Source organism: Rhodospirillales bacterium (assembly GCA_016872535.1).
Taxonomy (GTDB): domain Bacteria; phylum Pseudomonadota; class Alphaproteobacteria; order Rhodospirillales; family 2-12-FULL-67-15; genus 2-12-FULL-67-15.
Map to the genome: position 1 here is coordinate 1 of VGZQ01000060.1, position 20,668 is coordinate 20,668.

Annotated in this window: 21 protein-coding genes; 8 read left to right on the plus strand and 13 right to left on the minus strand. The window is 67.8% G+C overall.

Annotated features, from left to right (window positions below):
- The 5 genes from FJ311_11915 to mutL all read left to right on the plus strand — a co-directional run.
- Positions 1–115, plus strand: a 115-nt coding sequence (locus tag FJ311_11915) for an IS5/IS1182 family transposase (GenBank protein MBM3952145.1), incomplete at its 5' end; no start/stop codon positions are given.
- 386 nt (positions 116–501) lie between these two features.
- Positions 502–1,860 carry an insulinase family protein gene (locus tag FJ311_11920; GenBank protein ID MBM3952146.1) on the plus strand — a complete coding sequence of 453 codons (1,359 nt, stop codon included), beginning with the start codon at positions 502–504 and terminating at the stop codon, positions 1,858–1,860.
- Positions 1,861–1,863: 3 nt separating this feature from the next.
- A complete protein-coding gene (locus FJ311_11925; GenBank protein ID MBM3952147.1) occupies positions 1,864–3,195 on the plus strand; it encodes an insulinase family protein in 1,332 nt (443 codons plus the stop codon).
- 32 nt (positions 3,196–3,227) lie between these two features.
- Positions 3,228–4,868, plus strand: a complete 1,641-nt coding sequence (locus FJ311_11930; GenBank protein MBM3952148.1) for a glucose-6-phosphate isomerase — start codon at positions 3,228–3,230, stop codon at positions 4,866–4,868.
- Positions 4,865–6,652 (plus strand): DNA mismatch repair endonuclease MutL, encoded by a 1,788-nt coding sequence (gene mutL / locus FJ311_11935; GenBank protein ID MBM3952149.1) that lies wholly within the window; start codon positions 4,865–4,867, stop codon positions 6,650–6,652. The genes FJ311_11930 and mutL overlap by 4 nt, the downstream gene beginning before the upstream one ends.
- Before the next feature lie 152 nt (positions 6,653–6,804).
- Here the strand turns inward: mutL and rsmD are convergent, their stop codons facing one another.
- From rsmD to FJ311_11950, 3 genes are read right to left on the minus strand one after another with little or no spacing between them, the layout of a single operon-like run.
- Complete coding sequence (gene rsmD / locus FJ311_11940; protein ID MBM3952150.1) at positions 6,805–7,401, minus strand: 16S rRNA (guanine(966)-N(2))-methyltransferase RsmD; 597 nt, start codon at positions 7,399–7,401, stop codon at positions 6,805–6,807.
- Positions 7,377–8,138 carry an rRNA pseudouridine synthase gene (locus tag FJ311_11945; protein MBM3952151.1) on the minus strand — a complete coding sequence of 254 codons (762 nt, stop codon included), beginning with the start codon at positions 8,136–8,138 and terminating at the stop codon, positions 7,377–7,379. Before FJ311_11945 ends, rsmD begins: the two co-directional genes overlap by 25 nt.
- 4 nt (positions 8,139–8,142) lie before the next feature.
- Positions 8,143–8,856 carry a gamma-glutamyl-gamma-aminobutyrate hydrolase family protein gene (locus FJ311_11950; protein ID MBM3952152.1) on the minus strand — a complete coding sequence of 238 codons (714 nt, stop codon included), beginning with the start codon at positions 8,854–8,856 and terminating at the stop codon, positions 8,143–8,145.
- 93 nt (positions 8,857–8,949) lie between these two features.
- On the opposite strand from FJ311_11950, the gene FJ311_11955 reads away from it, so the two are divergent.
- Positions 8,950–9,384: a nucleoside deaminase gene (locus FJ311_11955; GenBank protein MBM3952153.1), complete on the plus strand. Its 435-nt coding sequence runs from the start codon at positions 8,950–8,952 to the stop codon at positions 9,382–9,384.
- Between the two features lie 61 nt (positions 9,385–9,445).
- Here the strand turns inward: FJ311_11955 and FJ311_11960 are convergent, their stop codons facing one another.
- The 6 genes from FJ311_11960 to purD are packed head-to-tail and all read right to left on the minus strand — an operon-like array spanning position 9,446 to position 14,284.
- Entirely contained in the window at positions 9,446–10,912 is a 1,467-nt protein-coding gene (locus FJ311_11960) for a hypothetical protein (protein MBM3952154.1), read from the minus strand.
- A 51-nt stretch (positions 10,913–10,963) separates the two neighbouring features.
- Positions 10,964–11,317 (minus strand): HigA family addiction module antidote protein, encoded by a 354-nt coding sequence (locus FJ311_11965; GenBank protein MBM3952155.1) that lies wholly within the window; start codon positions 11,315–11,317, stop codon positions 10,964–10,966.
- Between the two features lie 10 nt (positions 11,318–11,327).
- Positions 11,328–11,609 carry a type II toxin-antitoxin system RelE/ParE family toxin gene (locus FJ311_11970; protein MBM3952156.1) on the minus strand — a complete coding sequence of 94 codons (282 nt, stop codon included), beginning with the start codon at positions 11,607–11,609 and terminating at the stop codon, positions 11,328–11,330.
- 43 nt (positions 11,610–11,652) lie between these two features.
- A complete protein-coding gene (locus tag FJ311_11975) occupies positions 11,653–12,666 on the minus strand; it encodes a hypothetical protein (GenBank protein ID MBM3952157.1) in 1,014 nt (337 codons plus the stop codon).
- A gap of 4 nt (positions 12,667–12,670) precedes the next feature.
- A complete protein-coding gene (locus tag FJ311_11980; protein ID MBM3952158.1) occupies positions 12,671–12,991 on the minus strand; it encodes a DUF1244 domain-containing protein in 321 nt (106 codons plus the stop codon).
- 15 nt (positions 12,992–13,006) lie between these two features.
- The gene (gene purD, locus FJ311_11985; protein MBM3952159.1) at positions 13,007–14,284 is read right to left on the minus strand and encodes a phosphoribosylamine--glycine ligase; all 1,278 of its coding nucleotides are present in this window, start codon (positions 14,282–14,284) and stop codon (positions 13,007–13,009) included.
- A gap of 91 nt (positions 14,285–14,375) precedes the next feature.
- Between purD and xseA the strand changes: the two genes are divergently transcribed.
- A complete protein-coding gene (gene xseA, locus FJ311_11990) occupies positions 14,376–15,845 on the plus strand; it encodes an exodeoxyribonuclease VII large subunit (protein ID MBM3952160.1) in 1,470 nt (489 codons plus the stop codon).
- Positions 15,846–15,868: 23 nt separating this feature from the next.
- On the plus strand, positions 15,869–16,684 hold the full coding sequence (locus FJ311_11995) for a M23 family metallopeptidase (GenBank protein ID MBM3952161.1): 816 nt from the start codon (positions 15,869–15,871) through the stop codon (positions 16,682–16,684).
- Here the strand turns inward: FJ311_11995 and FJ311_12000 are convergent.
- The 4 genes from FJ311_12000 to FJ311_12015 are packed head-to-tail and all read right to left on the minus strand — an operon-like array spanning position 16,681 to position 20,579.
- Positions 16,681–17,586: a lauroyl acyltransferase gene (locus FJ311_12000; protein MBM3952162.1), complete on the minus strand. Its 906-nt coding sequence runs from the start codon at positions 17,584–17,586 to the stop codon at positions 16,681–16,683. The genes FJ311_11995 and FJ311_12000 overlap by 4 nt on opposite strands.
- Positions 17,583–18,575 carry a tetraacyldisaccharide 4'-kinase gene (locus FJ311_12005; protein MBM3952163.1) on the minus strand — a complete coding sequence of 331 codons (993 nt, stop codon included), beginning with the start codon at positions 18,573–18,575 and terminating at the stop codon, positions 17,583–17,585. The genes FJ311_12000 and FJ311_12005 overlap by 4 nt, the downstream gene beginning before the upstream one ends.
- Positions 18,562–19,845, minus strand: a complete 1,284-nt coding sequence (locus FJ311_12010) for a 3-deoxy-D-manno-octulosonic acid transferase (GenBank protein MBM3952164.1) — start codon at positions 19,843–19,845, stop codon at positions 18,562–18,564. The genes FJ311_12005 and FJ311_12010 overlap by 14 nt, the downstream gene beginning before the upstream one ends.
- Entirely contained in the window at positions 19,842–20,579 is a 738-nt protein-coding gene (locus tag FJ311_12015; GenBank protein MBM3952165.1) for a DUF374 domain-containing protein, read from the minus strand. The genes FJ311_12010 and FJ311_12015 overlap by 4 nt, the downstream gene beginning before the upstream one ends.
- Between the last annotated feature and the right edge of the window lie 89 nt (positions 20,580–20,668).

Genomic DNA, 20,668 nt, shown 5'->3' on the forward strand with positions numbered 1-20,668 from the left:
CATGTTCTGTCGTCTCAAGGACTTCCGGCGGATCGCCACCCGTTACGACAAACGCGCCGACGTCTTCCTCTCCGGCGTGTTCTTGGCCGCCGCCGTAGTATGGTGGGCCAATTGAGTCCGGACCCTAGAGCGTAGTTCCATAATATGGAACCGCTGCGCCGGAGGGATTTTGCGTCACGGGCAGGAGCGGGGCGAAGCCCGTAGCGGTGCTTACGGGCAAGCTCCGCGACGAACCCGTGCCGCAAAAGCCCCCGGCCCGCAAGGGGTTGCGCCGTGGCGGGCGCCCGCTTCGTTGCGCCGCTCGACCGATGCTCCGGCATCGCTCTTCGCGGCGCGCCTGGCGGATCGCCGCGCCACGGCGCAACGCAGCCGATTCTATATTATGGAACTACGCTCTAGGTCCCGACGGCGCGCGCCGCGCGCGTTGCCCGCGTATCTTGTCCTCTGGCGCGAACGCCTTATCTTATTGATCCGAGCGACCGCCGCCCACCGGTGATTCCGATGTTGAGATCGTTTTTTCTCCATTTCTTGACCGCGATTTCGCTGTTCGCCGCGACGGCTCTCGCGCTGCAACCCGGCGCCGCCCGCGCCAAGGTGTTCGGCGCGGAAAGCTTCACGCTCGCCAACGGGCTCACGGTTGTGGTTGTGCCCAATCCGCGCGCGCCGGTGGTCAAGCACATGATCTGGTATCGGGTCGGCGGCGCCGACGAGGGCGCGGGCGAATCGGGCATTGCCCATTTCCTCGAACACCTGATGTTTAAGGGCACCAAGCAGCGCCCGGCCGGCGAATTTTCACGCCTGGTGGCGAAGAACGGCGGGCGCGAGAACGCCTTCACCTCCTACGACTACACCGCCTATCACCAGACCATCGCCAAGGACCGGCTCGAAATGGTGATGGCCTTGGAGGCCGAGCGCATGACCGGCCTCGTCATCACCCCCGACGAGGTCGAGCGCGAGCGCCTGGTGGTGCTGGAGGAGCGCCGCACCCGTACCGACAACAACCCGTCGAGCCGGCTGCGCGAGCAAATGGCGGCGGTGCAGTTCTACAACTATCCCTACCGGCGGCCGGTCATCGGCTGGGAGCACGAAATCCGCGCCCTCGACCGCGAACGCATTCTCGCCTTCTACCGGCGCTGGTACGCGCCCAATAACGCGGTGCTGGTGGTGGCGGGCGACATCACCGCCGCCGAACTGAAGCCGCTCGCCGAAAAATACTACGGCCCGATTCCCGCCGCCGCGCCCGTCGTTCGCGCCCGCCCCGACGAGCCGCCGCAGACCGCCGCGCGCGAGGTGATCCTGCGCGACCCGCGCGTACCGCAGCCGTCGTGGTCGAGGAGCTGGCTTGCGCCGTCGCTCCTGTGGGGCGCCAAGGAACACGCCTACGCCCTCGAAGTGCTCGCTGAAATCCTCGGCGGCGGCGGAACCTCGCGGCTCTACCAAGCGCTGGTGCTGGATGCCGGCATCGCCGACGGCGCCGGCGCCTTTTACGATTCATCGACGCGCGGGCCGAGCCGGTTCGGCTTTTACGCCTCGCCCCGGCGCGAGGTCGCGCCGGAAAAAGTCGAGCAGGCGGTCGAGGCCGAAATCGCCAAAATTCTCGCCAACGGCGTCGATCCGGACGAAGTCGCGCGCGCCAAGACGCGCATGAAGGCGGCCGCGCTGCTGGCCCGCGATTCGCTCGATACCGGCGCGCAGACGCTCGGCGCCGCGCTCGCCCTCGGCCTGACGGTCGAGGACGTGGAATCCTGGCCCGAGCGCATCGACGCCGTCACCCGCGATCAGGTCAACGCCGCGGCCAGGTTCGTCCTCGCCGGCTCGGGCCACGTCACCGGCCGCCTGCTGCCGGCGGCGAAGGAATAGGCGATGGCGCAGGCGTTCTCCAGGCTCGGCGCTTTTCTGCTGGCGGCAACGGTGTTTTTCGCCGCGCCGCCGGTCGAGGCGGTCAATGTCCAACAAATAAAAAGCCCGGGCGGCGTTTCCGCTTGGCTGGTGCAGGACAAGCTCAACCCCATCGTCGCGATCCGCTTCGCTTTTCGCGGCGGCGCCGCCCTCGACCCCGCCGGGCGCGAAGGGCTCGCCCGCATGGCGGCCGCGCTGCTCGACGAGGGCGCGGGCGACATGGACGCCAAGGCGTTCCGCGCCGCGCTTGAGGACCGCTCGATCTCCCTGTCGTTCGATTCGTCGTTCGACGAGTTCAGCGGCTCGCTGCAGACCTTGAACGAGCATCGCGACAAGGCCGCCGAGCTGCTCGCGCTGGCGCTGACCCGGCCGCGCTTCGACGAAGGCGCGCTCGCCCGCGTCCGCAGCCAAATCCTCGCTCGCCTCCGCCGCGACGCCGAAAGCCCGGATACGGTCGCCCAAATCCGCCTGTTTTCGGAAATATTCCCCGATCATCCTTACGGCCGGCGCACGCGCGGCACCCTCGACAGCGTGCCCAGCATCACGGCCGAGGACCTGCGCGCGTTCGTCCGGGAACGACTCGCCCGCGATTCCCTCGTCATCGGCGTCGCCGGCGATATTTCGGCCGCCGAACTCAGCCAAATGCTCGATCGCATGTTCGGGGGATTGCCGGAAAAATCGGCGCCCGCGGCGGTGCCCGAGGTCCAGCCGAAGATCGACGCGCGCACCCTCGTCGCCCGGCTCAAGGTGCCGCAAAGCGCGATCCTCTTCGCCGCGCCCGGCCTCAAGCGCGACGATCCCGATTACTACGCAGCCACCGTGCTCAACTACATTCTCGGCGGGAGCGGATTCACCTCGCGGCTCTACGAGGAGGTGCGCGACAAACGCGGTCTCGCCTATTCCGCCGGCACGTCGCTCTTCCCGTTGCGCCACTCGGCCTTGATCCTGGGCAGCGCGGCCACCGCCAACGCGCGAGTCAAGGAAACCGTCGACGTGGTCCGCGCCGAATGGCGGCGCATGGCCGGGGGCGGCGCGACCGCCGACGAAATCGCCAACGCCAAGACCTTTCTCACCGGCTCGTTTCCGCTGCGGCTCACCACCCTCGGCGGGATCGCCGGAATGCTGCTCGGCATGCAGCTCGAAAATTTGGGACCCGACTACATCGACCGTTACAAAAGCCTGATCGAGGCGGTCGATGCCGAATCGGTCGCCCGAGTCGGCCGCCGGCTGCTCGATCCCGCCCGTCTCCTGATGGTGGTGGCGGGCGAACCGGAAGGGCTCGCTCCAGCCGACTAGCAGGGGCGCGCCGGCGCCGTTATCCTGCGCTTATGCCTTCCAAAACCGCATCCCGCCGGCGCGAGGCCGCCTGGCGAACGCTCGAACGCCAGCGCGCGCGCGTCGCAAAAATGTCCTTGCGCGCCCTGTTCGCGGCCGATTCCAAGCGTTTTACCCGCTTCTCCCTTACCTACGACGGCCTTTTTCTCGACTATTCCAAGAACCGGATCGACGGGAAGGCCATCGCCGCGCTGCTGCGATTGGCGCGCGCCGCCGACGTCGCCGGTTGGCGCAAGCGCCTGTTCGCGGGCGATTTGGTCAACGCGACCGAGGGACGCGCCGCGCTCCATACCGCGCTCCGCGATCCCGCGTCGCGCGCCAGGGAAGCGGCCGCGGCGCGCGCGACCCTCGCCCGCGTGCGCGCCTTCGCCGACCAGGCCCGGCGCAAGGGGCGCTTTACGCACGTCGTTCACATCGGCATCGGCGGCTCGCTGCTCGGGCCCAAGCTCGCCTGCCAGGCGCTGGCGCCGGAGACGAACGGGATCGAGGCTCGTTTTCTCTCCAACGTCGACGGCGCCGATTTCGCCCGCGCGGTCCGCGGGCTCGACCCGGCGAAGACCCTGTTCGTCGTCGTTTCCAAGACCTTCACCACGGAAGAAACGCTCGCCAACGCGCGCGCGGCGCGCGATTGGATCGCGGGATGGCTGGGACAAGCCGCCGTCGCCCGCCATTTCGCCGCCGTCACCGCCGCGCCCGACCGGGCCGAGGCGTTCGGCATCCCGCGCGCGGCGATATTCGAATTCTGGGATTGGGTCGGCGGGCGTTTTTCGCTCTGGTCGGCGGTCGGGCTCACGTGCGCCCTGGCCTTCGGGCCCGACCGGTTCGCGCAAATGCTCGCGGGCGCCCACGCCCTCGACCGGCATTTCCGCGCCGCGCCGCTCGGCCGTAATCTTCCGGTTCTGCTCGCGCTGCTCGACGTCTGGAACGGAAACGTCCTCGGCCACCGGGCGCGCGCCGTCGTTCCCTACGACAGCCGCCTCGCGCTCTTGCCCGAATACCTCCAGCAGCTGGAAATGGAGAGCAACGGCAAGTCGGTGACGCGCGAAGGGCTTGCCGTCGGGCGCGCGACCGCGCCGGTGGTGGTCGGCGCGCCCGGGACGGATGCCCAGCACACGTTTTTCCAGATGCTCCACCAGGGGCCTGACCCGGTGCCGGCGGAATTCGTCGTCGCCGTATCGGGCGCTCGGCGCGCGCAAGACCGCGGGGAACCGGGCCCGGGACCGAAGACGCAGCGCGCGATCCTGCTTGCCCACCTGCTGGCGCAAGGCGAGGCCCTGATGCGCGGGCGCAATGCGACCGAGGCCCGCGCCGCCATGCGGGCGGAAGGACTGTCCGCCGCCGACATCCGCCGCTTGTTGCCGCATCGTGTTTTTCCCGGCAACCGGCCGAGCACGACGATCCTGCTCCGCCGCCTCGACCCCTACCACCTCGGCCTGCTGCTCGCCCTCTACGAGCATAAGACTTTTGTTTTAGGCGTGTTGTGGAACGTGAATTCCTTCGACCAATGGGGAGTCGAACTGGGCAAGAAACTCGCCGGCGGCACCGCCCGCCTGCTCAAGGACGGCAAGACCGGCGCGCACGATTCCTCCACCGCCGGGCTCGCCCACAAGATCAGAGCATGGTCCAGATCATGAGCGTCCTCCGCATCCTTCCCGAGACCCTCGTCAACCGCATCGCCGCCGGCGAGGTGGTCGAACGGCCGGCGTCGGCGGTCAAGGAGCTGGTCGAAAACGCGCTCGACGCCGGCGCGCGGCGGATCGAGATCGTCGTGCGCGACGGCGGCCAGGCGGAAATCGACGTCAGCGACGACGGCCATGGCATGACGGCGGACGAACTTGCCCTCGCGGTCGAACGCCACGCCACCTCCAAGCTGCCCGACGAGGACCTGACCCGCATCATGACCCTCGGCTTCCGCGGCGAGGCGCTGCCCTCCATCGGCGCGGTCGCCAGGCTGACCATCGCCAGCCGCGCCCGCGGCGCCAAGGACGCCTGGGCGATCGCGGTCGAAGGCGGGCGCAAGGGACCGGTCCGCCCCGCCGCCCTCGGCGACGGCACCCGGGTCGAGGTCAAGGACCTGTTCTTCGCCACGCCCGCGCGTTTGAAATTCCTGAAAACGGCGCGCACCGAACTCGCGCACGCGGTGGAAACGGTCGAGCGCCTGGCGCTTGCCCACCCGCGCGTTGCTTTCACCTTGAGCGACGGCGCCAAGGACATCCTCCGCCTCGCCGCCGCGAGCGGGGACGAGGCAACCGCCCGGCGCGCCCGCGTCGCCGCCGTGCTCGGGCGCGAGTTCGCCGACAACGCGGTGCCGATCGAGGCGGCGCGGGACGGCATCCGTCTTTCCGGCTTCGCCGGCCTTCCCACCTTCAACCGGCCGACCGCGCAACTGCAATTCCTGTTCGTCAACAACCGCCCGGTGCGCGACCGGCTGCTGCTCGGGGCCTTGCGCGGGGCCTACCGCGACCTCATGGCCGGGGATCGGCACCCGGCGGTGGCGCTGTTCCTCGACGTTCCGCCGGAAGCGGTGGACGTGAACGTGCATCCGGCCAAGACCGAGGTCCGCTTCCGCGACCCCGGGGCGGTGCGCGGCCTGATCGTCGGCGCGATACGTCATGCGCTCAGCCAGGCCGGGCACCGTTCCGCCACCACGGTCGCCGACGCGGCGCTCGCCGCGCTCAAGCCGCAAGGGACCCCGGCGGGGAACTTCGCCTATCCAACCCCCGGCGGCGCGATTCCGCGCGGGCTCGCCGAAGCCGCGCTCGATTTTCACGCGCCCCTCGCCGCAAGACCGGCCGCGTCTTCCAACGAAACCGCCGCCGACATTCCGGACCCGGCCCGCTACCCGCTCGGGGTCGCGCGCGCGCAGATGCACGAAACCTACATCGTCGCCGAGACCGCCGACGGCTTCGTCATCGTCGACCAGCACGCGGCGCACGAGCGGCTCACCCAGGAAAAACTCAAACGGGGATTGGCCAACGGCGGCGTCGCCCGCCAGGGCCTCTTGATCCCCGAGGTGGTGGAACTTTCGCCCGCCGCCCAAGCGCGGATCGCGGCCCGCGCCGCGGAACTCGCCGAACTCGGCCTGGTGGTCGAGGCGTTCGGCGACGCGGCGGTGGTGGTGCGCGAAATTCCGGCGCTGCTCGGGGACGCGGACGTGAAGGGCCTGGTCCGCGACCTGGCCGAGGAATTGGCCGAATTCGACGCAACGCACGCCTTGAAAACGCGCCTCGACGAAGTGGCGGCGACGATCGCCTGCCACGGCAGCGTGCGCGCGGGACGGCGCCTTAATGCCGCCGAGATGAACGCGCTTTTGCGCGAAATGGAACAGACACCCCTTTCCGGCCAATGCGCCCACGGCCGCCCCACCTACATCGAATTGAAGCGCGCCGATATCGAGCGCCTGTTCGGAAGGCGTTAAGGTGTGTCTCGACTGAACAAAATTGCGCTTAGATAGTTACACTCCTCCAGACAATCACACCCCCACCCTAACCCTCCCCCGTCAAGGGGGAGGGAAATTATTATGAGTTCCCCCTCCCCTCGCGGGAGGGGGGTAGGGGGAGGGGGCTTGGATTACGCTTTATTGCCCGTGAAGCGCAAGAACGCGACCTTGGCGGCGCCGTAGGTGCGCGCTTGCAGCAGGGCAAATCCGCGCGGCGGCTCGAACGGCTCCTTCGCGCCCATTTCGGCGACCACGATGGCGTTCTCACTCAGCCAGCCGCACGCGGCCAAGCCCTGCAACGCCGGGACCAGTAAACCCGAACCGTAGGGCGGATCGAGAAAAGCGAGCGCGCACGGCGCCTCCGCCGCGAGGGGCGGAGGCGGGATTTGCGCCGCGTCGAGCCGGAGCGCGAGCACATTGCGCCATTCGCCGAGGCGGGCGGCGTTTTCCTTGGCGCACTTGAGGGCGGCGGCGTCCGCGTCGACGAAGGTCGCGCGCGCGGCCCCGCGCGAGAGCGCCTCCAGCCCGAGGGCGCCGGTGCCGCAAAAAAGATCCGCGACCGAAATGCCGTCGAAGGCGAAGCCGGGAACGCCGTGGGCGAGAATGTTGAACACGGATTCGCGGGTCCGGTCCGAGGTCGGGCGCAGGCCGGGGCCCGGAAGACTCTTCAACGTCCGGCCGCGATGGCGCCCGGCGACGATTCTCAACGAGAACTCTCCCCGCCCAATTGTTCGCGCAACACCTTGCCCGGCACTTCGTCGGCCTCGCCTTCGGCCAAATGCCCGAGCTGGAACGGGCCGTAGGCGACGCGGATCAGGCGGTTGACGGAAAGCCCCAGGTGTTCCAGCACCCGGCGCACCTCGCGGTTCTTGCCTTCGGTCAACGCCACCGTCAGCCACATGTTCGCGCCTTTTTTCGAATCGATCGCCGCGCGGATCGGGCCGTAATGGACCCCGGACACGGTGATGCCGTCCTTGAGCCTGGCCAGCGCCTTCTCGTCCACGTCGCCGAACGCGCGCACCCGGTAGCGCCGCGTCCAGCCGGTCGCCGGCAGTTCGAGCTTGCGCGCGAGCCCGCCGTCGTTGGTCAGCAGCAGCAGCCCTTCGGAATTGAAATCGAGCCGGCCGACCGACACCACCCGGGGCAAGCCCTTGGGCAATTTTTCGAACACGGTCGGGCGCCCCTGCGGGTCGCGATGGGTGGTCATCAGGCCGCGCGGCTTGTGGTAGCGCCAGAGCCGGGCCGGTTCCTTGGTCGGCAACGCCTGACCGTCGACGACAATCGCGTCCTCGTCCGTCACCGTGACCGCCGGCGTGGTCAGCACGCGGCCGTTGACGGCGACGCGCCCGGCGGCGATCCAGCGTTCGGCTTCGCGGCGCGAACAAAGCCCGGCGCGGGCCATGACCTTGGCGATGCGTTCGCCTTTGGTCGCTTCGCTCCGGGCGCCCTTCTCGATTGCGTTCATGGCGCTACACGCCGCACGCGGCGACGAAGGCGCGAAAAATCTTCCGGTCGCCCTCTGAAATCAGGAATTCCGGATGCCATTGCACGCCGAGGCAGAAGCGGTAACGCGGCGCCTCGATCCCCTCGATCACGCCGTCCGGCGAACGGGCGTTGACGACGACGCCTTGCGGCTCATCCAGCGCCGCCTGGTGATGCGCGCTGTTCACCGGCAGCGACGCGGCGCCGACGATGCGGTGCAGCAGCGTGCCGGGCACGACCGCGACGTCGTGGCCGGGCTCGTCGCGCGGGTTGGGCTGTTCGTGGGCGAGCGCGTCCTTGACCGCGTCCGGGATATGCTGGATCAGCCGCCCGCCGAGAACGACGTGCAGCAACTGCTGGCCGCCGCAGATGCCGAGCACCGGCATGTCGCGCTTGAGCGCGCCCTTGACCAGGGCCAGTTCGAACGCGGTGCGGCGGTCCTTGGTCTTGACGGTGGCGTGGCGGGAATCCGAGCCGAAGATCGCCGGATCGACGTCGAACGCGCCGCCGGTGACGATGACACCGCCGACCGCGTCGAGATAGGATTCGACCCTTTCGACCTCGTGCGGCAGCGGCACCGGCAGGCCGCCCGCGCCGGCCACCGCCGCGCAATAGTTTTCGCGGAGCGCGTACCACGGGAACTTGGAATAGCCGCCGGGCTCTTCCGAATCGAGAGTGATGCCGACCAGGGGCGGGGTCATGGGCCGGAATGTACGGCGCGCGGGCCTTGACGGAAAGGGCGACGCCGCCCAAGGTCCGCGGCCATGAGCCTCCCGTCGAACGGCGAATCGCCCATGAACCGCGCCTTGGCGCTCGCCCGCGAAGCGGCGGCGGCGGGCGAGGTGCCGGTCGGCGCGGTGATCGTGGACGGCATAACCGGCCGGGTCCTCGCCGAGGCGCGCAACCGGATGGAGGAAACCCGCGATCCGACCGCGCACGCGGAGATGCTGGCGATCCGGGCGGCATGCGCGGAAACCGGCGCGGTCCGCCTGGAGAACGCCGATCTCTACGTCACGCTGGAGCCCTGCGCCATGTGCGCGGCGGCGATTGCGTTCGCGCGCGTGCGGAGACTCTATTTCGGCGCCTACGACCCCAAGGGCGGCGGCGTCGAGCACGGCGCGCGCTTTTTCGCGCAAGCCACCTGCCACCACCGCCCCGAGGTGGTGGGCGGACTCAAAGAGCGCGAGTCGGGGGAAATCCTCAAGGCGTTCTTCAAGGACCGGCGGTGAGCAAAAACTTATTCCTAAGCCAGACAACCTCCACCACATACAATTCGTAAAAGCTGACTATTTAATCTTCATCAGGATCAAGGTTAGTAACCTTAAAAATTTCATCATACGTCGCAGGCTGCAGGGCCCATCTGTAGGCCGGATGAATCTCCCAATCAAATCCGTAATCAACGAATTGGTCCTGTAGATATCTATTCTGATCAAAGTATTTTCGAACAATCATCCCATTCTCAAGAACCTTTCGTGCCATTATGAAATCAATTTTATACAAAAATTGTCCAAGCGAGTGGACATCACCGGTGGTTCTATTCGCAAAAATAAATTTTTTCTGCCCCATGAGATTTTTTAGTTTTACCGCAAGTTGATCGTTGGAATAACAAAATTGATCAACCGTGCGCCGCTCTTTTTTAACCGGTCTCATACCTCTTAGAAGATCTGAAATTGTTGGCAATTCAGTTCTAAATTCATTTACCAAATCTTGGAGCCTTTCATTCGAATATGCCTCAAATGTCGCGCGGAGACTATTTGTTGTTATAATTGAATGGCCATTCCTATACGCTTCTCTGGCAGCACCACTCATTAGCTTAACAAGATCGCGGGGTCTCTTTCGAACGAGGGAAAGAAGTACACGGTGTATCGGTGCGCGTTCCCACTTCCCGGCTCCCAAAAAAACAGGCTCTATGACAGAATTCAGGAAATGGCTAACCTTTATTTGTTTGCTAAGTAGCAATTTTCTGTCATCAATCTCCCTGCCAAAGTAAGACTCGACCCGCTTCGCGGCAACAACGAGTATTTCATGGTTATCCCACGTAAGAAAAATAATGTTCCCTTCAATTTTATCTGTTGATTCATCCGACGTGCGCACCAAGTAGTATACATCAGACCTTAAGCCTAATCTGAACTGAAGGGTATTCTTTGAGCCACACAAATCACGTATCGCATTCAACAGCGCGGAAACATTGTTAATGTCTTTCTGCTTTGCCTCCCATCCCCTATCAAGATCATCTAAATAAACTCTAACAAGATTGGTTTTCCTAAAATTTTCCATCACTAATGACTTGACGGTCGAAACACCCTTGGTGATTTCTTTAGAGAAGACTTCCTTCGCAATTGCGACAACATCCAGAAGTTTTCCTTGTACGCTTTTTGGTACAATATTTTCGAGCGTCTGACTCCCATATAAATTTGCGATCTCGCGTGCAATTAGCTGAGTTAGTCCGCTCTTCCATGAGTTAATACGAGAATTTAAGTCGCCAGAACCAAGCCCTGCCTCTACCGCCCTTACATCATCCGGGCGAAGCCATAATGATAGAATATTTTTTTCCTGATCTTCCGAGTAAGCAATTTTAAGAAGGGCGCTTTTGCCAGAACCTTTATGCCCAACTAAGATCCGTATAGGAAGATTTGTTATAAGATTTTCATAGGCCTTGTTGCGAAAGAAATATTCTTTAAGTCGCGAGGGATTTTCATTCTCCGCATCTTCCCTTCCGAAAAGTTTCTGAATTTCCTCGTCATTGAAATTTGGCATATAACCCTCTTACAATAGGACTATAGTGGGCCCAAGGCAGACGGGGGGCTCTCACGCCGCCCGGGGCCTGATCTCCCGCTCGATCCGCCGCCCCATTGCGCCTTTCGCCACGTCGAGATCGTGGCGCGCCTGGAGATTGATCCAGAATTCCGGCGTGGTGCCGAAATAGCGCGCGAGCCGGAGCGCGGTATCGGTGGTGATCGCGCGGCGGCCGAGCACGATGTCGTTGACGCGCGAGCGCGGCACCTTGATCGCCTTGGCCAGCACGTAGACGCTGATCCCCATCGGCCCCAGGAAATCCTCGCGCAGGATTTCGCCGGGGTGGACCGGCGGCAGCCGCCGGCCGGTCGTCACGCCGGCGAAATCGACCCGACCCGCGTCCAAATCTTCCCGTTTGATGCCCATGACCTCGTCCCTAGTGGTAGTCCACGATCTCCACGTCCCAGGCCCCGTCGCCGCGCCAGACAAAACAAATCCGCCATTGGTCGTTCACGCGGATGCTGTGGCGGCCCGTCCGGTCGCCTTTCAGGGCTTCGAGCCGGTTCCCCGGCGGAACGCGAAGATCGTCCAGTTTTCGCGCCGCGTCGACTGCCCGGAGCTTGGCCCGCGCCCGCCGCTGAATCTGGTGCGGCAGGTCCCTGACCGCGTAGCCGGCGAAAATCGCGGCCGTGCGCTTGTCAGCGAAGCTCCTGATCACGAGGGACTAACGTACCGGATAACGGTACGTTAGTCAACGCGGCTCACGCCTGCCGCGCGAGCGGCAGGTTGACCAGCAGGTTCTGCGGCTTGAAGCGCACCTTGCGCGCTTCGGTCATGGCGAGGCCGAGATAGACGGGGCGCCCCGCCACGCCTTCGCGCACGATCGCGGGATTGGCGAAATCGAGGCGGAAAAGCGCGAGCAGGCGCTTCAAGCGCTCTTCCTCCACCTCGGTGCCGCGATAGAGGTCGTTCAGGATCGCGCTCGCCTCCACGTCGAGGCCGATGTGCCAGACCCAGCGTTCGTCGCGGATCTGCTGCACCGGCTGGATGCGGACCTCGGCCCCGATCAGGTGCGCGATCCAGGCTTCCATCACGCGCGCGAACGCATCGAGGCCGGGGCGGGCGAAGGTGAGATCGAGCACCAGGTCGCGCCGTCCGCTCCGTTCCCAATAGAGCGCGGCCTTTTCCGCCGTCAGCACGTCCATCTCGACATTCCTCGGCTTGGTCCCGCTTTGCACGATCAGGCGGCCAAGCTCGCCCATGCCCCGCGTCGCGCCGAGGGTCTCGACGGTTTCGGAATCGCCGAGCAGGACCGAGCCGTCCTGGACGGTCGCGGTCTGGGGGCGGAAGAACAGCTCGGCGGCGCGCACGCGGAAGGGATCGTCGCTTTTTTCGACGATCGCGTGCACGATGGTTTCCGCGAGGCGATCGAGAAAAAGCGGCGGCAGGGCCACGCGTTCCTCGTGGAAAAGGCCGAGGTAGCCGCCCTCGACCGTGCCGGCGGCGACCAGGCGGCGGAAGAAATCCGCGATCACCCGCCAGTTGTCGCGCGCGTCCGCGTCGCGCATGCGGGCGATGTCTTCTTCCGCGATCGGCGCGCGCGGCGCCGCCGCGACCGCCGCATGGAGCGCGCGCTCGGCCGCGCACGATTCCGGGGTAAGCGCGACTTCGGGCCGCGCCAGCCACGCGCGCAGGTAATCGTCGGTGACGGCGAGATGCCCGGCGCGATCGCGCGCGAGAAGCGCCAGCCCCGAGTCCGGCCAGAAATCGGGCATGGGTTTATTTGTTGTGGCCGCTGATCTCGGCGTGCAGCGGTTTCGTTTCCTCGAAGCGGCGCTTCTGTTCGGCGGTCGCTTCCTTCTGGTACTTGGCCTGCCAATCCTTGTAGGGCATGCCGTAGACGCGCTCGCGCGCCTCCGCGTCGGTCATGGCGACGCCCTTGTCGTTGGCGGCGGCGAGATACCACTTGGAAAGGCAGTTGCGGCAGAACCCGGCCAGGTTCATGAGATCGATGTTCTGGACGTCGGTGCGCTTTTGCAGGTGCTTGACCAGGCCGCGAAAGGCGGCGGCTTCCAATTCGGTGCGGGTCTTGTCGTCCATGGATGCCCCCTCCTTCTAGCCGGCGAGGCGGATCGCGCGCCAGCCGATGTCCCGCCGGCAAAAACCGCCCGGCCAGCGGATGCGGTCGACCGCCCGATAGGCGTTGCGCTGCGCGTCGGCGACCGTGGCCCCGAGCGCGGTGACGGCCAGCACCCGCCCGCCGACCGCGAGCAGCCGGCCGTTCGCCCGCGACGTGCCGGCGTGGAACACGTGGACGCCCTCGATTTCCTCGGCTTCGTCCAGCCCGTGGATTTCGGTGCCCTTCTCGTAAGCGCCGGGATAGCCCTTCGCCGCCATCACCACCGCGAGCGCGGTTTCCGGGCGCCACGCCACCGCGACCCGTTCGAGCCGGCCGGTGGCGCAGGCGTGCAGCACTTCGAGCGCGTCGGATTGCAGGCGCGGCATCAGCACCTGGCATTCGGGGTCGCCGAAGCGGGCGTTGTATTCGAGCACCTTGGGGCCGTCGGCGGTCATCATCAGCCCGGCGAACAGCACGCCGCGAAACGGCTTGCCCTCGGCGACGAGGCCCTTGGCCATCGGCAGGATGCAGCGCGCCATGATTTCGCGTTCCAGCGCGGGCGTGATCAGCGGCGTCGGCGAATAGGCGCCCATGCCGCCGGTGTTGGGGCCCTTGTCGCCGTCGTCGCGCGCCTTGTGGTCCTGGCAGGCGCCGAACGGGATCGCGCGCGTCCCGTCGACCAGGGCGAAGAAACTCACTTCCTCCCCTTCCAGGTACTGCTCGATCACCACCTCGTCGCCGGAGGCGCCGAACGCCTGCTCGGTCATCACGTGGTCGATGGCGGCGTAGGCTTCGTTGACATTTTGGCAGACGGTGACGCCCTTGCCGGCGGCGAGACCGTCGGCCTTGACCACGATCGGCGCGCCGCGGGCGCGGATGTATTCCTTGGCCGCGTCGGGTTCGTCGAAACGGGCGTATTCGGCGGTGGGAACGCCGTATTTGGCGCAGAGGTCCTTCATCAGGGTTTTGGACCCCTCGATCGCGGCGGCGGCCCCCGAGGGGCCGAACACGGCGATGCCGGCGTCGGTCAGGCGGTCGGCGAGGCCCGCGACCAACGGCGCTTCCGGCCCGACCACGACGAAGTCGATGGCCCGCTCGCGCGCGAACGCGACCAGGCCGTCGAGATCCTCGGTCGCGATTTCGACGCATTCGGCGAGCTTGCCGATGCCGGGGTTGCCGGGCGCGCAAAAGAGCTTGGCACAGCGGGGCGACTTGGCGATCGCCCAGCAAAGCGCGTGTTCGCGCCCGCCGCCGCCGATCACCAAAACCTTCATCGTCCGCTTCCCATGAAAATCGACCCCGAAATTTCCCCCAAAATTGCCCCCAAAATTGACGGGCGCATCCGCCGTCCCTCATACTGGCCGCATGGTTCGCAACTTAGCGACTCCCGCCGGACCCGACAACCTTCCGATTTTTTCGGTCAGCGAGATCGCGGGCGCGATCAAGGCCGCGGTCGAGGGGGCTTTTCCCCTGGTCCGCGTGCGCGGCGAAATTTCCGGCTTCAAGCGCGCGGCCAGCGGCCACGTCTATTTCGCGCTCAAGGACGAAGACGCGGTCTTGAACGCGGTCGCCTGGCGGGGCGCCGCCGGCCGGCTCGGGATCGAGCCCGAGGACGGCATGGACGTGATCGCCACCGGCCGCGTCACCACCTATCCCGGCCGCTCGCAGTATCAACTGGTGGTCGAGCGGCTCGAACTCGCGGGCCAGGGCGCGCTCTTGAAGCTGCTCGAGGAACGCAAGAAGAAACTCGCCGCCGAGGGCCTGTTCGCCGCCGAACGCAAGAAAAAAATTCCCTATCTGCCCGAGGTGATCGGCGTCGTCACCTCGCCGACCGGCGCGGTGATCCGCGACATCCTGCACCGCCTGGAGGAACGCTTCCCGCGCCGGGTGCTGCTGTGGCCGGTGCGCGTCCAGGGCGAAGGCGCGGCCGAGGAAATCGCCGCCGCGATCGAGGGCTTCAACCGCCTGCCGGCGGACGGGCCGATCCCGCGCCCCGATAGGGGCGCACCATATGACGCGCGGCGGGATTCGCCGCCGCGCCCGGACGTGCTCATCGTCGCGCGCGGCGGCGGCAGCATCGAGGACCTGTGGGCGTTCAACGAGGAAATCGTCGCGCGCGCGGCCGCCGCGAGCGCGATCCCGCTGATTTCCGCCGTCGGCCACGAAACCGACACCACCTTGATCGATTACGCCGCGTCCTTGCGCGCGCCGACCCCGACCGCGGCGGCGGAAATGGCGGTGCCGGTGCGCGCCGAACTCCTCCAGCGCGTCGGCGAAAACGCCAACCGCCTGGTCGCGGCGGTCGAGCGCCTGACGGCGGAGCGGGCGACGCGCCTCGCCGATCTCGCCCGCGCGCTGTCGCGTCTTCCCGCCTTGGTGGAAGAACGCGCCCAGCGCCTCGACGAATGGTCCGAACGGCTTTCGCACGGCCTCCGCGTCGGGCTCGAGCGGCAAACCGCCCGCTTCCGGGAATTGGCCGCGCGGCTCGCGAGCCCGGCCGAGCGCGTGGCACGCGCCGAAGGCCTGCTGACGGCGGAGGTGCGCGCCCTCAAATCCGCGACCCAGGCCGTGTTCAAAGCCGCCGACGCCCGGCTCGCGCAGGCGGGCGCGCTGCTCGAAAGCGTGTCCTACCGCAGCGTGCTCAAACGCGGCTACGCGGTCGTGCGCCGCGACGGCGGTCCCGCCGTGGCCGCCGCGGCCGCGATCCGCAAGAATGAGCGATTGACGCTCGAATTCCACGACGGCCGGGCCGAGGCGGTCGCCACTTCCGGCGGCGGCACACCGGAACCGAAGGCGCCCGCGTCGAACGGCGGGCGCCAGGGCGAATTGTTGTGAGACCGCTTCGCGCGGGCGTTCTGATGTTGGCTTTGGGCTGCGTCGCGCCCGGCATCGCGGCGGCGCTCGAACTGCAGGGACCGGCGACCCAGGGCGGCTTGCTCGTCGGCCGCGTCGATTCGGGCGCCCGCGTCAGCCTCGACGGACGCGCGGTCCGCGTCGCGCCGGACGGACGGTTCCTGATCGGTTTCGGCCGCGACCACGCCCCAAGCGCGCGGCTGACGGTGACCGGCGCCGACGGCCGCGTCACCCACCGCGCCCTCGCCATCGCCCAGCGCCGCTACGATATCCAGCGCATCGACGGCCTGCCGCCCCGGATGGTGACGCCGGACGCCGAGACGCTGCGCCGCATCGAGGACGACCGCGCGCAAATCCGCGCCGTGCGCGCGATCGAAACGCCCGAACTGCTGTTCGGCGCGCGGTTCGCGTGGCCGGCGGCGGGACCGGTCTCGGGCGTGTTCGGCAGCCAGCGCGTGCTCAACGGCGAACCGCGCGCGCCGCACCTCGGCCTCGACATCGCCGCGCCCGAGGGCGCGCCGGTGCACGCGGCCGCCGCCGGCCGGGTCGCGCTTGTCCATCAAGACATGGTGCTGACCGGAAAAACTTTGGTGCTCGACCACGGCCACGGGCTGACCACGGTCTACATCCACCTTTCCGACATTCTGGTGCGGCCCGGCGAGCGGGTGGCCGAAGGCGCGCCCATCGGCCGGGTCGGCAAGACCGGGCGCGCCAGCGCCGCGCACCTGCATTGGGGCGTCTATTGGTTCGACGTCGCGCTCGATCCCGGATTGCTGGTCGACGGCTCGCCCGAACCGGCGCGGGCCGAGACGAAAAACTAATCCGACCAACGGTTGTGCAGCCACAACCAGTGGTCGGGACGTTCGCGCACCCAGGTTTCGATAATCGCGTTCATGCGCGCGGTGTTGACGGCGATGTCGGCGTGGCGATCGCCGGTCTTCACCAGTTCCATCGGCGGGCCGATGACCAGGCGAAAATGCGCGCCGTTGGCGCGCTCGACCCGGGCCGGCACCACCGGGCAATCGAAGCGGAGCGCGAGATCGACCAGCGCGCTCGAGGTCATGGCGTCGCGACCGAAGAACGGCGCCGGCACGCCGTCGTTCATCTTCTGGTCGACCATCATGCCGAGGTGATTGCCCGACTTCAGCGATTGCAGCAATGGGCGCACGCTGCCCGGGCCCTTGGGGATCAGCGCGCCCTCGACCGCGGCCCGGCCCAAGCGGTAAAGCCATTCCACCAGCCGGTTGTTGGCGGCGCGATAGATCCGGTCGAGCGGCAGGCCGCGCTGGGTCGCGCCGAGCGAGACGATTTCCCAGTTGCCGAAATGGGCCGAGAAGAAAAAGCCCGGACGACCGTCGTCGCGGAGCGAATCGACCCACTCCGCGCCGATCACCGCGACCGGGCCTTGCGGGTCGTAGACGTCGATTTCGCCCAGGTGCGGAAATTCCGCCGCGACCCTTCCCAGGTTGTCCCACATGGCGCGGATGATGGCGGCGATCTCGACTTCGGATTTTTCGGGAAAGGCGCGCCGCAGGTTGCGCCGCGCGCGTTCGGTCAACGACAGGCGCGGGCCGACGGCGCGGCCGAGCCAACCGCCGACGGCGGACGCGATGTCCAACGGCAGCAACTTGAACGACATATAGAGGGCGACGGCGATCGCCGCCTCGATCGGATGCACGACGAAGCGGCGAAAGGCGTTGGCGAGGCGGGGCGCGCGGATCATCGGGCGGTCGACAGGAACCGGTCGAGGAAGGATTCGAGCGCCGCTTCGTCGTCCCAGAGGAGGGTGGTTGTCAAGACCTCCACTTGCGCCCGCGCCCAGGGCGGCAGGCGCGCGGCGTCCTTGGCCGTGGTCAGCGCCATCGCGCCGAGCCCGGCGGCGCGGCGGAACATATCGGCCAGCTCCGCGTCGGAAAACGCGTGATGATCGGGAAAGGCGAGCGTTTCGCGCACGTCGATGCCGGCTTCGCGCGCGGTGGCGAAGAATTTTTCCGGCCGGCCGATGCCGGCGAAGGCCAACGCCGTCCGGCGCGCGAGCCGGGCGCTTTCCGGCGCGGGCGCGACGCGCGCGCCGAGAACGGCGATATCCGGACGCGCGGCCCGAACGCGGGCCGCGGCGCCGGTTTCGTCGCGGCCGAAAATCGCGACCGCGTCCGCGCGCGCGAGCCCGCCGGCGAGCGGCTCGCGCAAGGGTCCCGCCGGCATGACGCGGCCGTTGCCGAACCCGGTCGCGCCGTCCACCGCCAGGATCGCGGCGTCCCGGGCGAGTGCCGGATTCTGGAAGCCGTCGTCCATCACCAAAACGCGCGCGCCGTCGGCGCACGCCATTTTGGCCGACGCGACGCGATCGCCCCCGACCCAGGTCGGCGCGACCCGGGCCAGCAGCAGCGCCTCGTCGCCGACGTCGCGCGCATCGTGCATCATGCGGTCCGCCTTGACCGGCCCGGCGAGGGATCCGCCGTAACCGCGCGTCAGGATGTGGGTCGCGTGTCCGCGCCGCAAAATCCGCCGGACGAGATCGAGCGCCAGCGGGGTCTTGCCCGCACCACCCGCCACCAGGTTGCCGACGCACAGCACCTTCGCCGGCGCGCGGTAGGGGCGCGCGACGGCGCGGCGCATCCGCCCCACCGCCGCCCACATATAAGCGAAGGGCGCCAGCGCGCGCGCGGGCCAGGTTTCCTCGGACCGGGTCCAGAATTCAGGCGCGCGCATCGGATTTATCCCCGAGCAGCGGCCGCAACGCGGCCATGACCGCGTCGAGCGCGCCCGCTTCCGCATCGGCCACCGCTTCGCCCGCCCGCGTCATGCGCGCGAGCGTGTCCCGATCGCCGAGCAACCGATCGAGGACGCTTTCCAGCTCCGCCGCGTCGGCGACGCCGACCGCCGCGCCGGCGGTCCGCAGGCGCTCGGCGATTTCGGCGAAATTGCTCGTGCGCGGGCCGAACAGGATCGGGCAACCGAGCCGGGCCGCCTCGACCGGGTTCTGTCCGCCTTCCCCGGCGAGCGACTTGCCGACGAACGCGAGACGGGCGAGACGGTAGAAAAGCCCGAGCTCGCCCAGGGTGTCGGCCAGATAGACGTCGACGTCCGGCTCCGGCAATGCGCCGGCGCTGCGCCGCGCGCAGCGAACGCCGAGCGCGCCGAGCTCGCGCGCCACTCCCTCGCCCCGCTCGGGATGGCGCGGCGCGATCACCGTGAGCAGGCCGGGATGGCGACCACGCAGGGCGAGGTGGACCTTGGCGACGATCGCTTCTTCGCCCGGGTGGGTGCTGGCGGCGAACCACACCGGACGGTCGCCGATCGCGGCGCGCAGGCGCGCGAGTTCGCTTGCGTCGGCCGGCAGCGGCGGCGCCGCGAACTTGAGGTTGCCGACGCAGCGCGCCGCGCGCGCGCCGAGTTGGTTGAGACGGCGCGCGTCTTCCGCCGTCTGGCCGAGGGAGAGCGAGAACCCTTGCAGCAGCGCGCGGATCATGCCGGGCGCCCATTGCCAGCCGGCGAACGAGCGGTCGGAAACGCGCCCCTGGATGAGGGCCGAGGGAATGTCGCGGGCGAACACCTCGGACAGCAGATTGGGCCAGAATTCCGATTCCACCCACAACGCCGCGTCGGGCCGCCAATGGTCGAGAAACGCCCGCGCCGCGTCCGGCAGATCGACCGGCGCGTATTGGTGAAAGGCATCCGGTCCGAGGCGTTCGCCCATCAACCGCGCCGAGGTGACGGTGCCGGTGGTGACGAGCACCCGCGTCGGCCGCGACGTCGCCGCCGGGATTCGCTCCACCAATGGCAAAATGGACAGGCTTTCGCCGACGCTCGCGGCATGGATCCAGACCAGCCTGCCCTCGGGTCGCGCGCGGCCCGCGCGGCCCAGGCGTTCGCCGAAACGCTGCCGGTCTTCCTTGCCGCGCGCCAGCCGCCGGGACAGATGCCAGCGCGCGAACGGACCGAGCAGCGCGGTCGCCATGCGATAGAGCGCCAGCATCACGACGTCGCCCCCGCTGACGATGGCTCCGGCGCGGACGGCAGGGGCGCGGGCGCGACCGGCTCCTGCCCGCACAGGCGATCGGCTTCCGCCGTGACCGCGTTGAGGGAATCTTCGAGCGCCCGGCGCGCCCGTTCGATCCCGTTTTCGTCGAGGTCGCGGGCGACCTCGATCGGCTCGCCCCACACGAACGCGCCGCCGGCGAACGGCGCCGCCACCACGAACCGGTCCCAGCTGCCGAGCACCTTGCGCGCGCGCGCGCCGAACGCCGCCGGCACCAGCGGCGCGCCGGAGAGGCGGGCAAGATGGATCGCGCCGTCGCTCGCGCGCATGCGCGGTCCGCGCGGGCCGTCGGGGGTAATGCCGACATAGTCGCCCGCCTGCAGCGCCCGCACCATCAGGCGCAACGCCGAGGCGCCGCCCCGGCTCGACGAACCGGCGGCGGTCTTGATGCCGAAATGGGCGACCGTGTGGGCGATCAACTGGCCGTCGGCATGGCGCGAGATCAGCATGTGGATGGTCCGCGACGGGTCCCAGGCGAAGGGCATCATCAGGATCCGCCCGTGCCAGAAGCAGAGGATGAACGGCCGGCCCTGGTCCCACAACTTGCGGGGAATCTCGCCGCGCGTGACCGGCCAGCGGCCGGTCGCATGAACGAAACGGATATAGCCCGCGCCGAGCCAACAAAGCGCCCGGCGCACGCCGTCGCGGCGGAAGAAGGATTTGAACAACCCCACCGCGCGCACGCTCCCTCCCGTCACGCCCCGGCGACGCGCGGGGCGGGTGCAGCCACCTCGGCGCCGGCGAACTGGATGGCGTGGATGCG

Coding starts and splice junctions, on each gene's coding strand:
- FJ311_12005 (MBM3952163.1), bottom strand. CDS start 18,575: ATGCGCGCGCCTGAATTCTGGACCCGGTCCGAGGAAACCTGGCCCGCG.
- mutL (MBM3952149.1), top strand. CDS start 4,865: ATGAGCGTCCTCCGCATCCTTCCCGAGACCCTCGTCAACCGCATCGCC.
- FJ311_11960 (MBM3952154.1), bottom strand. CDS start 10,912: ATGCCAAATTTCAATGACGAGGAAATTCAGAAACTTTTCGGAAGGGAA.
- FJ311_11980 (MBM3952158.1), bottom strand. CDS start 12,991: ATGGACGACAAGACCCGCACCGAATTGGAAGCCGCCGCCTTTCGCGGC.
- FJ311_11925 (MBM3952147.1), top strand. CDS start 1,864: ATGGCGCAGGCGTTCTCCAGGCTCGGCGCTTTTCTGCTGGCGGCAACG.
- purD (MBM3952159.1), bottom strand. CDS start 14,284: ATGAAGGTTTTGGTGATCGGCGGCGGCGGGCGCGAACACGCGCTTTGC.
- FJ311_11995 (MBM3952161.1), top strand. CDS start 15,869: ATGTTGGCTTTGGGCTGCGTCGCGCCCGGCATCGCGGCGGCGCTCGAA.
- FJ311_11965 (MBM3952155.1), bottom strand. CDS start 11,317: ATGGGCATCAAACGGGAAGATTTGGACGCGGGTCGGGTCGATTTCGCC.
- FJ311_11945 (MBM3952151.1), bottom strand. CDS start 8,138: ATGAACGCAATCGAGAAGGGCGCCCGGAGCGAAGCGACCAAAGGCGAA.
- FJ311_11920 (MBM3952146.1), top strand. CDS start 502: ATGTTGAGATCGTTTTTTCTCCATTTCTTGACCGCGATTTCGCTGTTC.
- FJ311_12000 (MBM3952162.1), bottom strand. CDS start 17,586: ATGATCCGCGCGCCCCGCCTCGCCAACGCCTTTCGCCGCTTCGTCGTG.
- FJ311_11975 (MBM3952157.1), bottom strand. CDS start 12,666: ATGCCCGATTTCTGGCCGGACTCGGGGCTGGCGCTTCTCGCGCGCGAT.
- FJ311_11950 (MBM3952152.1), bottom strand. CDS start 8,856: ATGACCCCGCCCCTGGTCGGCATCACTCTCGATTCGGAAGAGCCCGGC.
- xseA (MBM3952160.1), top strand. CDS start 14,376: ATGGTTCGCAACTTAGCGACTCCCGCCGGACCCGACAACCTTCCGATT.
- FJ311_11930 (MBM3952148.1), top strand. CDS start 3,228: ATGCCTTCCAAAACCGCATCCCGCCGGCGCGAGGCCGCCTGGCGAACG.
- FJ311_11955 (MBM3952153.1), top strand. CDS start 8,950: ATGAACCGCGCCTTGGCGCTCGCCCGCGAAGCGGCGGCGGCGGGCGAG.